Source organism: Flavobacteriaceae bacterium (genome assembly GCA_003443635.1).
Classification (GTDB): Bacteria; Bacteroidota; Bacteroidia; order Flavobacteriales; family Flavobacteriaceae; genus AU392.
The window spans coordinates 1,604,487-1,616,567 of sequence record CP031964.1 but is presented as its reverse complement, the minus strand read 5'-3'; the positions used below and the strand labels follow the sequence as shown (position 1 = coordinate 1,616,567).

The window sequence follows — 12,081 nt, the reverse complement described above, 5'->3', positions numbered from 1 at the left end:
ACAAAAAAATTATTTTTCATAAAAACGAGTCATTATATCTTCATAACTCTTTATTGTTTTCTTACACCAATCTAAACGTTTTTCTTGCTGTTCTTCAAGTGTTAATTTCCAGTTTATATTTGTTTGTTTAAGTTTTGTGGTTACATGTTGTAATATAATTGCTGCAGATACAGATATATTTAAACTCTCTGTAAAGCCAGACATTGGTATCTTTAAAAAACAATCGGCATTATCAATCACTTCTTGGGATAAACCTTCTGTTTCTCTTCCAAAGAAAAAACAAGATTTTTTAGTCACATCAAATTCATTAAGTAAACAATCGTTAGTGTGCGGTGTTGTAGCTATAATTTGATAATCGTTTTGTTTTAATTTATTAATGCAGTTTTCAACAGAATTAAATCGATTTAAATCAACCCATTTCTGGGCTCCCATTGCAATTTCTCGATCTATTCGTTTAGTATTTCGTTCTTCTATAATATTAACTTCCTGAATACCAAATACATCACAACTACGTATTACAGCACTCGTATTGTGCAATTGATATACATCTTCTGTAGCAACTGTAAAATGTTTAGTGCGTTGCGAAATAACTCTATTAAAACGCTCTAAACGCTGCTCTGTAAGATAAGATTCAAGATGTTCTAAAAGTTTTATATCAGTCATAAAAATTAAAATGAATTGCAATTTAATGAAAAACAAAATGCAAATCCGTTTCACCTAAAAAAGGAACAAATTAGATCGTAATTAAATAAAGTTATTATTACTTTTAAAGCTATGAAACATATTGTTGTACTTACAGGAGCTGGTATAAGTGCCGAAAGCGGGATTAATACTTTTAGAGATGCTGATGGTCTATGGGAAGGCCACGATGTTATGGAAGTAGCTTCTCCACAAGGTTTTGCTCGAAATCCTGAATTAGTATTAGATTTTTACAATCAACGCCGGAAACAGCTTTTAGAAGTTAAACCTAATGCAGCACATTTTGCTTTAGCTGAATTAGAAAAAGATTATAAGGTTACTATTATTACTCAAAATGTTGATGATTTGCACGAACGTGGTGGGAGTTCAAATATTATTCATTTACATGGTGAATTGTTAAAGGCAAGAAGTACAAAGGATGACAATGATATAATGTCATGGACAAAAGATTTAAATTTAGGAGATACTTGTGCTAAAGATGGACAAATAAGACCACATATTGTTTGGTTTGGAGAAGCAATACCTATGATTGATCATGCAATAGAGATTTGTGAAACTGCAGATATTTTATTAATCGTCGGTACTTCTATGCAAGTGTACCCTGCAGCAGGTTTAATGCATTATGCTCCAAAGGATATTCCTATTTATTATATAGATCCAAAACCTGCTATGGAAAGTAATAATAAAGTTACTGTAATTGCTGAACCAGCAACGAAAGGAATGACTAAATTTATAGCATTAATTAGTAAAAAAAACTTGTAAATATTATTCATAAAATACTGCAATTTCATCTAATCTTTTTCGTTTTAAATCGGGAACGTAAGCAGTTTCTTTTGCATAACCAACTGGTAGTAATAAAAAAGCACGTTCATTACTAGGTCTATTTAATAATTTAGTTAAAAAATTCATTGGACTTGGAGTATGTGTTAGTGTTACCAGGCCTGCTTTATGTATTGCTGTAATTAACATTCCACTAGCAATACCAATAGATTCATTTACATAATAATTATTATGCTTTACATCATCTTCATATTCATATACTCTTTTAAAAACTACAATTACCCAAGGTGCATCTTCAATAAATGGCTTGTTAGTATCTGTACCCAAAGGAGCTAAATCTTTGCGCCAACGCTCACTCATTCTATTAGAATATGTTTCTCTTTCTTCAATTTCTGCAGCTAAACGTATTTTAGATTTTAATTCCTGATTAGAAATAGCACAAAATGTCCAGGGTTGTTTATGAGCTCCTGACGGTGCAGTAGAAGCTGTTTTTATTATATTTTCAATAATTGTTTTAGAAACAGGTTGATTAGAATATTCTCTTACTGAACGTCTTGTATCTATCCACTTATAAAATTCTTCACTTTCAGTAAGTGATTTTTTTTGAGTATATAATTCAGCCTCATATTGTATATGTTTATAACCATTAATTATGGTATATTTTTTCTCTTCCATATTTAATTCATTGCTTTAATAATTAACATATACATTTAATAAACCTACAATCACGTTCGTTTTTTGTTTGTTTAATGTTTATGTTTTTCTTCAATCCAACGCGACATATATTTTGTACTTTGTAACTGGTGGTGGTGTAACATTTGTCCCGTAAAATTCTGAAAACGATGTGTTTTAAGAGTACTCAATAAAATTTCTAATTTGTTTACAAAAACAGTTTTAAAATTCTCGCCAATAAAACGGTTATTAATAGTTTTAAATCCATTGCTTTGAAACATTTCCCATGCTTCTTGGTTAGAATACAATTCTATAGCTTTTTTCGCAAACGTTTTAGATGAATCTGTTATAAATCCATTTGGTTTTAAATTTCCAAACATCCCTTCAGCAGCTATAGAAGTCATTATACACGGTGTTCCACTTTGCATTGCATCTATTAGCTTTCCTTTTAAACCTGCACCAAAGCGCAATGGTGCTAAACATACTTTACTTTTTTGCATGACTTCATTTACATTTTCCACAAAACCTTTTATAAAAAATCCTTCGTTTTGATTATGTAATTGCTTTGCTTTTTGAGATACATATGCACCATAAATATGTAACTCCACTTTTGGAAGCTGCTGTCTTATTAATGGCCATATCTCTTGTTTTAAATACACTATCGCGTCATAATTAGGCGGGTGCATAAAATTACCAATAGTAATAAAATGTTGACGTTCCTTAAATTTTAAAAGCGTTGTTATACTTTCACTAGAAACTTCATCTAACAAAAAGGGCAAATAATGTAATAATGCTTTATCGACTTTAAATTTTGTTTTTAAAATTTCAATTTCAGCTTCAGAAATCATTAAGGTTATATCACTTCTATAAATGCTTGCAATTTCACGCTTTGCAATTTCATTAAACAAATAACTATTATCAATTTCAATAGTTATTAAAGTTGATTCATCTTTAAATGCTTGCTGTCTCCCTTTTCGTAAGCAATGTAGGTCTTCTGTATCTAATATACGTAACGCATTTGGGCAATGTTCAGCTATACGCCAACCAAATTGTTCTTCGGTCATAAAACGATCAAACAATACGACATCTGGATTCAATTCTTTTATAAATACATCAAAGCTGGGGTCATTAAGTTCTATTTCTACTTGTTGCACACCAATAGATTTTAAATCAAAAGCATTGTCAAATTTTGCACAAGTACTAGAAAAAGTAATTTGGTATTCTTGAGAGCGAAATATTTCGATAAGCTGTAACATACGGCTACCTGCTGCTGAGCTCTTAGGTTCTGGCCAAACAAAACCAATAATTAATAGTTTTTTATGCATAATTATAAAGCATCAAATAAAAAAGAGTAAGAAACCTTTTTTTTGAAGATATTCATTTGAGTATTTCAAAACCTATTGTGGCTGTGGCGCTACACTATATTTTATTCGTGTTTGGTTTGCCCAAGCAATAACACTTTCAATTTGTTCTTTGCTTAGTCTTGCATCTCCATGAGTCCATGTATATGATGGTAATGGCATTTCTTTTTCTTCAACCAATTCAATCACTTCTTCCAATTTATGGTCTTTTCTTTTTAATGAATATGCATCCCATTTAGAAAAATCTAGTTCTCCTTTTCCATGTCTTACATGATCTGCCATCCAATAATTTACAGGCGTAATATTATTATACCAAGGATAACGTGTATAACTACTATGACAATCGTAACATGTATTCTCTAATATTGTTTTTACATTTTCTGGAGGATTAGTATCATTTATAAATGCTGTCATATCCTGTAAAGAACCTTCATTTTTATCTGGACCAAAAAATTGCATAATTATTAAAACAATCAGTAGTGCTACCAATATTTTTTTTATAATTTTCATCTGTATATCTTTATAATGTTTTTATATTGATCGATCGTATTTTAAGAACTTTAAAAGTAATAAAAAAATCCTTTTGACTACTGATGCTTTATATAAAGAATTGACTCAAGTAAGTGCTTTAAGGGAACATAGATTAGCAGCAGCAAACTTAGTCATAAACAATATAGATTTATTACCTAAGTTAATAAATATTACATTCATGGTTGACGACAAGGTTTCATGTCGAGCAGCTTGGGTATTAGAGTTTACTTGTAGCAAACAGCTAGATCTTATTATTCCTTTTTTAACCACATTTACCAATAATATACATAAAGTGCACTTAGATTCGGCTGTACGTCCTGTAGCAAAAATTTGTGAACTTTTAATTACGTCCCACTATTCAAAAAAAGAATCTAGTTTTAAAACAGTAATTAATGAAACTCATAAAACTAAAATAACCGAAGCTTGTTTTGATTGGATGATAAATGATGAGAAAATTGCACCAAAAGCTTATGCTATGCATACGCTTTATCTTTTAGGTCAAGAATACAATTGGATTCATCCTGAGTTAGTAGATATTTTAGAACGTGATTTTTATTCTCAGAGTGCTGGTTTTAAGGCTAGAGCTAGAAAATTAATCAAAAAAATAAAAGCTAATTTATAATTTCATTACAGCTTCTAACTCAAGTTTAGTAAGTGTTAATAGTTTACTATCTACCAAACGCGGAATTAAAATACGCCAATTTTCATCTTTCTTAAAAATAGATTTTAAGATAGGATTCGCTTTCTTAAAATCTTTACTATTTAATAAATTAACAGCATACCAATATTGCATTTCTAAATTATCAGGAAATAATTTTTGAGCGCTCAAATATTGCTCCTCTGCTTTTTTAGAATCTCCAGCTTCCATTGCTACATCTCCATTATTCATAAAATTATAAGCTTTATCAACTTTCATTAATCGTTCTAGTTCTTGTAATGGATTATCGCTATCATCTACTCTCAAATCCATTAATGTATCTTCCCAACTATTTCCTGTTGCTGTACCGCTTACAATTAATATCGCTGCAGATTGTTTACCTCTCAAATCTCCTTTTTCGGCTTGTGCAGCTTTTAAAGCAGCTAAAAGACGTTCACTAAATAATTGACCTTTGCTTGCTTCAAAGGCATTTGCCATAGCATCCCAAACAGTATTCTTTAACATTAAATTCGCTTGTACAGAATAGTTTTTACCTTGACGATGCCCAGCTTCAGCAATACAAGCACTTCCGGTATGTGTCGCTACATTTCCGTTAACATCTAGCATTCCTATCTGCCTGTATTGTTCTCCTTCATCATTGGCAATCAACGCATCTAAAGCTTGCTGTGGAGATAAACCTTGTTTCATTAAAGCTAAGCCTTTTGGACCATATGCAGGGTTAGTTAACGATTGTGTTGCTACCACACCTACTCCCGCTTCTCCATATACTACGCTTGTACCTACACTAAACCAGTGTGATTGAACAGCTACACCCATTTCTCCAGTAATTTCATCTCTAGCCACAATAGAATATGTATGAGTAAATGGTTCTGATTTTTTATAAGATTGTGCAAAAGTTGTTTGTGATAAAAAAACAAGAGCAAATAGGTAGAAATATTTCATTTTTTGAGATTTAAAAAGCTAAATATATATAATTTATTCTTCCTATTTGATCACTGAATTAATTATCTTTGCAACTTCAAAAAAACAGCATAATTTATGTCTTTAACTGCTCTTAATGCCATTTCACCAATTGATGGTCGCTATAGAAATAAAACTGAATCTTTAGCACCTTATTTCTCTGAAGAAGCTTTAATAAAATATCGTGTTCTGGTTGAAATTGAATACTTTATTGCTTTATGTGAAATTCCTCTACCTCAACTTAAATCTTTTGACACAGGTTTATTTGATAAGTTAAGAGCTATTTATAAAGATTTTTCGACTGAAGATGCATTAGCTATTAAAAATATTGAAAGTATCACCAATCATGATGTAAAAGCTGTTGAATATTTTATTAAAGAAAAATTTGATGCTTTAAGCATCTCTGAATATAAGGAATTTATCCACTTTGGATTAACTTCTCAAGATATCAATAATACAGCTATTCCTTTGAGTATTAAAGATGCAATAAACGATGTTTATACTCTTGAATACGCTTCTGTTTTAGAAAAATTAAAAGAACTAGCTATTGAATGGAAAGATATTTCAATGCTAGCTCGTACTCATGGACAACCAGCTTCTCCTACTCGACTAGGAAAAGAAATTGAAGTTTTTGTAACACGCTTAGAGCAACAGTTTAACGGGTTAAAAAATATTCCAAATGCTGCAAAATTTGGCGGAGCAACAGGAAATTACAATGCACATAAAGTTGCTTATCCAAATATTGATTGGAAAGCTTTTGGAACTCAATTTGTAGAACAAAAATTAGGTTTACATCATTCATTTCCAACTACTCAAATTGAGCATTACGATCATATGGCTGCTTTATTTGATGGTTTAAAACGTATTAATACTATTATCATTGATTTAGATAGAGATATCTGGACCTATGTAGCCATGGATTATTTTAAACAAAAAATTAAAAAAGGTGAAGTAGGAAGCTCTGCAATGCCACATAAAGTAAATCCAATTGATTTTGAAAATAGTGAAGGTAATCTAGGGATTGCTAATGCAGTATTCGAACATTTAGCCGCTAAACTTCCACTATCCCGCATGCAACGTGATTTAACAGATAGTACTGTGTTACGTAATGTAGGTGTTCCTATTGGGCATACATTAATTGGTTTTAAATCAACCTTAAAAGGTTTAAATAAATTATTATTGAATGCTCAAAGATTTGCTGACGATTTAGAACAAAACTGGGCAGTAGTAGCAGAAGCAATTCAAACCATTTTACGTCGCGAAGGTTACCCTAATCCTTATGAATCATTAAAAGGATTAACTCGAACTAACGAAGCTATTACACAAAACTCAATTGCTAGTTTTATAGATACTCTAGAAGTAAGTGATGCTATAAAATCTGAACTTAAAGTAATTACACCCTCTAATTATACAGGAATATAATATATTAAAAAACCTCCCGATCAGAGGAGGTTTTTCTTCATTAACATAATAAAACTTCAATAACTTTATAAGATTGAAGGGTTATTTTTTTGAATCTCTATTGAAAGAATTTCATAAAATCTTGTACATTATTTTCTTCAGAATCTAAATCTTGTATAACGTCTCCTAATGTCATTATTTGTGCTGGTTTCATATTATTACCCAAAACACGTACAATAGCGAAACCTCTATCTGTTGCACTCCCAAAAATAATAAGCTCATCAATTTCAGTTTCTGTTCCAATATACTTTATAACAATTTTCCCATCAGTAGTATTACCTGCTCTCAAAAGTTCTTGATAACGTTCATCTTTTAATATAAGGTTTACCTTTTCTAACTCTGTATTATATTCTTCTATATTATCATCAGAAATAGTGTATCCTAACATATTTAGTTTATCTATAGATTCATAAGCTTCTTCTTGATCTTTGGTCAATGTTACTTTATCTATATTTACAAAACTAGTTGGAATATCTATAGATATAAAGTTTGGAGTTTCTTGTTTAGTGACGAAATACGCTTGTAAGGTCTCTCCATAGTCACAGCTTGTTAAAACTATAACTATGAGGAGTGACTTTACAAGGTTTTTGATTGATGAATTCATTAATTTATGTTTAGTTTCTATTTTCTCCAGCTTTCTTTAAATGCTCTCCACCTGGAATATTCATTGAGTTTAAAACTTTAGATATTTCTCTAAGGTCTATATCTCCAAGAACAGATACCATAACTGTTTCTATATCTCTCTTCTCTCCGTTAATCGTAATATCTTGACCTTTTGTAAGTTCTTTAAGTCCACTAACAAACATCAATAATTCTTTTATTTCATTCTCATTACGGCCTTCTCTAACATAAAATTTCACTGTTTGATCTCCATCTTTAAAGCGCATTAATTCATCTAAATTAGAACTTTTAAGATATCTATCTACGTCTGCTTTCATACTTTTAGAAATACTTTCATCTCCAGTAGTTATAAAATTAACGCTCTTAATCTTTTTTGCTGCATCAAAAAGAGCCTGACTATCTGGATCATCAAAGTTAATGTTAATGCTTGCTAGCATTGAGAACATTTTTTGATTTAAAACTCCAGAAGTTACTCCCTTCATATCTTCATATTTATCAAACAATCCATTTTGTGCAAAAGACATTAACGGTGTTACTATAATCGCTATTATTAATATTAATTTTTTCATGATTTTATTTTAATTACTTGTTGTTTTTAAAAATTTATTTGTTGTTTCTGAAAATTCATTGACATATGTCAAGTTATTAGCACCTTTAGTGAAATTAGAAGCTAAAGCATTCATACTTTCTGTGCCTTTATCAAACTTTGATGACATTAAACTAAAAACTTTTACTGCATTAGTATAAGTTTCTTGTTCTTCTTGTGTCAATGAAGAAAAATCATCTATAATTGGTGGGTTATAGATCTGATTATAAGCCCCAAACATAAGAACTGCTACTGCTGCTACAGAAATCCATTTATACAACGCTTTGGTTTTTCTAGGTTTTAATGGAACGTCTTTCGTAAACTGTTCTTTATGGGTGTCCAAAAAATAAGCAAACATTGGTTTATATACTTCCAAATGTGGCATTACAGTTTCTTCTTGCGAAAAATAGTGTTTTAACTGTTGCTCTTCTTGTAAAGTAGTTTCTCCGTTGTCGTACTTTTCTATTAATTGTTCTATATTATCTAACACCATAATTGTGGGTTTTAGTTAATTCTTCTCTTATTGTTTTTCTTGCTCTTGATAAAGCAACTCTAATTGCTGTTTCATTCATGTCCAACATTTTAGACATTTCTTTAAAATCATATTGTTCTACATCTCTTAATTGTAAAATTATTTTTTGTTGTTCTGGTAATCCTTCAACAATTCTCGCTACCCAATCTATACTATCTCTTAATTCTACTTCCTTTTGTAATGATATATTTTTATCCTGATAATTGCTATGTACAATTTTTAAATTCTGTGCATGCTTTGATTTTAATTTATCTAAACAAAAATTCTTAGTCATTGTCATAGAAAATGCTTCTACATTTTTATAATTACTTATTTGACTATTATTCTTCCACAATTTCAATAATATTTCTTGTGTGGCATCTTCTGCTTCTTCTCGAGAAACCAGTAATCGTTTTGCCAAACGAAACATTTTATCTTTAAAAGGCATTACTATACTTAAAAAATCTGCCTGTGTCATTTTTTGGTTAGTTTATAGCTTTTTATTGCTATTTGTTATTACGACGACCCATATTTAATTTTGTTACACAAAAACTTTTAAAATAAAATAATCTAAGTAAATTTAGAGTTTATAAATAAAAACAATTGCTATGAAACGTTTTAAATACCTACTTCTATTTATTCTCTCATTTAATTTAATTACAAGTTGTTTTAGTGATGATGATATTGATGATAATCCTATAGCCACATCAGAAATAAATGAGTTTATCTGGACAGCAATGAATCAATGGTATTTTTGGCAAGGGAGTGTACCTGATTTGGCAGATAATCGTTTTTCTTCTAATGAAGAGTTCTCTGAGTATTTAGAATCTTTTACTAATCCAAATGAGTTATTTAATAATTTATTATTTAGCGAAGATCGTTTTAGCTTTATTGTAGATGATTTTAACGCACTTTTTAATTCTTTAGAAGGAACAACACTTACCAATGGTCTTGAATTTGGTTTAGGAACAATAAATGGAAGCTCTGACGTATTTGGTATTGTTAGGCTTGTATTACCAAATTCTAATGCATCTACTCAAGATATTCAACGAGGAGATATCTTTACAGAAGTTAACGGAATACAACTTACAGAAAGTAATTTTAGAGAACTTTTGTTTACTGGTTCTGATACATATACTTTAAATATTTTAGAAATATCTAATAATGATCTTATTGATACGAGTCGAGAAGTAACACTTACTAAAGAGGTTTATACCGAAAACCCAGTATTTATTGCTAATACAATTGATACTGGAACTCGTAAAGTAGGGTATTTAATGTACAATCGTTTTACTGACGAGTTTGACACAGAATTGAATAATGCGTTTGGACAGTTTTTGGCAGATGGAATTGAGGATTTGGTTTTAGATTTGCGTTATAATCCTGGAGGTAGTGTACAATCAGCTATACATTTATCTAGTATGATTACTGGGCAATTTACAGGACAATTATTATTTAGAGGAGTTTGGAATGACAAAATTCAAGCGCAACTTTCTGAAGAAGTACTTAATCGAAATTTTGTAGATAATTTATCAAGTGGAGCAGCAATTAATAGTTTAAATTTAAATCGCGTATTTATATTAGCACAACAAAACACAGCTTCTGCTAGTGAATTGGTAATTAATAGTCTTACTCCTTATATAGATGTCATACATATAGGTGGATTTACCACTGGTAAAAATGAATTTTCTACAACATTATTAGATGTTCCGGAATGTAATTTTATAGGAGGTTCAGGTTGTGGGAGTTTTCCAAATAGAAATCATACATGGGCAATTCAGCCTCTTTTAGGGAGAAATGCAAATGCAGATGGTTTTTTTGAATATACAGATGGCTTAATTCCAAATATTTTTTTAGATGAAGATTTAGCAAACTATGGTGTTTTAGGGGATATAAACGAGCCTTTACTAGCAAGAGCATTACAACAAGTATCTATATCAACATCTATAGAATCTACAGAACCTCAAGTAACATTTAATAAAATTATAGCAAGTTCTAATATGGAAACACCATTAAAAGATAATATGTATATTTCTATAGAATAAACTATAAAAGAAATCAATTATCGTAAATTTGAAGCTATAGAATAAGCACTAAATTTATGAGCAATTTACATACAGAACGTGTTAAGAATTCTGAAACAAGAATCTTTAAAGCCGTTTTTCCTAATACTACAAATCATTATGATACTTTGTTTGGAGGTACAGCGATGCAACTTATGGATGAAGTAGCATTTATAACTGCTACGCGTTATAGCCGTCAACGAATGGTAACGGTGAGTAGTGATAAAATTGACTTTAAGAAACCTATTCCTCACGGAACAATTATAGAACTTATAGGCAAAGTAACATATTTAGGCACTAAAAGCCTTAAAATAAGAGTAGATGTATTTATTGAAGAAATGTATTCATCCTCAAGAGAAAAAGCTATTAGTGGAGAATTTACATTTGTTGCTATAAATAAAGAACGAAATCCAATTGCTATTAATTAATGTCTAAGGTTAATAAAACTTATTTTAATTGGAGTTCTGGCAAAGATTCTGCCTTAGCTTTACATTATTTATTACAGGATGAACGTTATTCTGTTGAAGAGTTAATTACAACTGTAAATAGTCATTACAATCGCGTAAGTATGCATGGATTGAGAAAAGAATTGCTCTTTGCTCAAACCAAAGCTTTAGATATTCCTGCAAATATTATTGAACTGCCTGAACAACCCACTATGGAAGTTTACGAACAAAAAATGTTAGAAACAGTTAACAGTTTAAAAAATAAAGGGTTTACACATAGCGCGTTTGGTGACATCTTTTTAGAAGATTTAAAAATGTATCGCGAAAGCCAACTAGCTAAGCAAAATTTAAAAACCATTTTTCCACTTTGGAAAAAAGACACCAAATCTTTAATAAAAGAATTTTTAGATTTAGATTTTAAAACTATTATCGTTTGTGCTAATGCTAAATATTTTGGAGAAGATTTTGTTGGCAAAATTATAGATGAAAATTTTATAGACGAATTACCAGATAATGTTGATTCATGTGGTGAAAATGGCGAGTTTCATACATTTTGTTTTGATGGACCTATTTTTAAACACTCTATTAACTTTACTATCGGAGAAAAAGTATATCGTGAATATAACACTCCAAAAACTGATGATAATTCTGTATGTGGGAATGAAAAATCTGGATTTTGGTATTGTGATTTAATGCCATAAAAAAAGCCATTCAGTAAATGGCTTTTTTTGA

15 protein-coding genes are annotated in these 12,081 nt (G+C 30.2%); 6 read left to right on the top strand and 9 right to left on the bottom strand.

The window, feature by feature from the left end; genetic code table 11:
- Positions 1 to 9: 9 nt before the first annotated feature.
- Positions 10 to 663, bottom strand: a complete 654-nt coding sequence (locus tag D1817_07370; protein AXT19702.1) for a TrmH family RNA methyltransferase — start codon at positions 661 to 663, stop codon at positions 10 to 12.
- A 111-nt stretch (positions 664 to 774) separates the two neighbouring features.
- Between D1817_07370 and D1817_07365 the strand changes: the two genes are divergently transcribed.
- Complete coding sequence (locus tag D1817_07365) at positions 775 to 1,461, top strand: NAD-dependent deacylase (protein ID AXT19701.1); 687 nt, start codon at positions 775 to 777, stop codon at positions 1,459 to 1,461.
- Between the two features lie 3 nt (positions 1,462 to 1,464).
- Here D1817_07365 and D1817_07360 read toward each other — a convergent pair whose 3' ends face one another.
- The 3 genes from D1817_07360 to D1817_07350 form a co-directional block, all read right to left on the bottom strand.
- Positions 1,465 to 2,154 (bottom strand): nitroreductase family protein, encoded by a 690-nt coding sequence (locus tag D1817_07360; GenBank protein AXT19700.1) that lies wholly within the window; start codon positions 2,152 to 2,154, stop codon positions 1,465 to 1,467.
- A 71-nt stretch (positions 2,155 to 2,225) separates the two neighbouring features.
- Positions 2,226 to 3,476, bottom strand: a complete 1,251-nt coding sequence (locus D1817_07355) for a glycosyltransferase (protein AXT19699.1) — start codon at positions 3,474 to 3,476, stop codon at positions 2,226 to 2,228.
- Positions 3,477 to 3,548: 72 nt separating this feature from the next.
- Positions 3,549 to 4,022: a cytochrome C gene (locus D1817_07350; GenBank protein AXT19698.1), complete on the bottom strand. Its 474-nt coding sequence runs from the start codon at positions 4,020 to 4,022 to the stop codon at positions 3,549 to 3,551.
- A gap of 73 nt (positions 4,023 to 4,095) precedes the next feature.
- On the opposite strand from D1817_07350, the gene D1817_07345 reads away from it, so the two are divergent.
- The gene (locus tag D1817_07345) at positions 4,096 to 4,665 is read left to right on the top strand and encodes an adenylosuccinate lyase (GenBank protein ID AXT19697.1); all 570 of its coding nucleotides are present in this window, start codon (positions 4,096 to 4,098) and stop codon (positions 4,663 to 4,665) included.
- Here D1817_07345 and D1817_07340 read toward each other — a convergent pair.
- Positions 4,660 to 5,643 (bottom strand): DUF1028 domain-containing protein, encoded by a 984-nt coding sequence (locus tag D1817_07340; protein ID AXT19696.1) that lies wholly within the window; start codon positions 5,641 to 5,643, stop codon positions 4,660 to 4,662. The two genes, D1817_07345 and D1817_07340, sit on opposite strands and share 6 nt — an antisense overlap.
- Before the next feature lie 96 nt (positions 5,644 to 5,739).
- Between D1817_07340 and D1817_07335 the strand changes: the two genes are divergently transcribed.
- Complete coding sequence (locus D1817_07335) at positions 5,740 to 7,083, top strand: adenylosuccinate lyase (GenBank protein ID AXT19695.1); 1,344 nt, start codon at positions 5,740 to 5,742, stop codon at positions 7,081 to 7,083.
- A gap of 97 nt (positions 7,084 to 7,180) precedes the next feature.
- On the opposite strand, the gene D1817_07330 is transcribed toward D1817_07335, so the two are convergent.
- From D1817_07330 to D1817_07315, 4 genes are read right to left on the bottom strand one after another with little or no spacing between them, the layout of a single operon-like run.
- Positions 7,181 to 7,726 (bottom strand): DUF4252 domain-containing protein, encoded by a 546-nt coding sequence (locus D1817_07330; GenBank protein ID AXT19694.1) that lies wholly within the window; start codon positions 7,724 to 7,726, stop codon positions 7,181 to 7,183.
- 10 nt (positions 7,727 to 7,736) lie between these two features.
- Positions 7,737 to 8,312, bottom strand: a complete 576-nt coding sequence (locus D1817_07325) for a DUF4252 domain-containing protein (GenBank protein ID AXT19693.1) — start codon at positions 8,310 to 8,312, stop codon at positions 7,737 to 7,739.
- A 9-nt stretch (positions 8,313 to 8,321) separates the two neighbouring features.
- Positions 8,322 to 8,822, bottom strand: a complete 501-nt coding sequence (locus D1817_07320; protein ID AXT19692.1) for a hypothetical protein — start codon at positions 8,820 to 8,822, stop codon at positions 8,322 to 8,324.
- The gene (locus D1817_07315) at positions 8,809 to 9,318 is read right to left on the bottom strand and encodes an RNA polymerase sigma factor (GenBank protein ID AXT19691.1); all 510 of its coding nucleotides are present in this window, start codon (positions 9,316 to 9,318) and stop codon (positions 8,809 to 8,811) included. The genes D1817_07320 and D1817_07315 overlap by 14 nt, the downstream gene beginning before the upstream one ends.
- Positions 9,319 to 9,448: 130 nt before the next feature.
- Between D1817_07315 and D1817_07310 the strand changes: the two genes are divergently transcribed.
- From D1817_07310 to D1817_07300, 3 genes are read left to right on the top strand one after another with little or no spacing between them, the layout of a single operon-like run.
- On the top strand, positions 9,449 to 10,885 hold the full coding sequence (locus D1817_07310; GenBank protein ID AXT19690.1) for a carboxyl-terminal protease: 1,437 nt from the start codon (positions 9,449 to 9,451) through the stop codon (positions 10,883 to 10,885).
- Between the two features lie 56 nt (positions 10,886 to 10,941).
- Complete coding sequence (locus D1817_07305) at positions 10,942 to 11,331, top strand: acyl-CoA thioesterase (protein ID AXT19689.1); 390 nt, start codon at positions 10,942 to 10,944, stop codon at positions 11,329 to 11,331.
- Complete coding sequence (locus D1817_07300) at positions 11,331 to 12,050, top strand: adenine nucleotide alpha hydrolase (GenBank protein AXT19688.1); 720 nt, start codon at positions 11,331 to 11,333, stop codon at positions 12,048 to 12,050. The genes D1817_07305 and D1817_07300 overlap by 1 nt, the downstream gene beginning before the upstream one ends.
- The last annotated feature ends 31 nt before the right edge of the window (positions 12,051 to 12,081 follow it).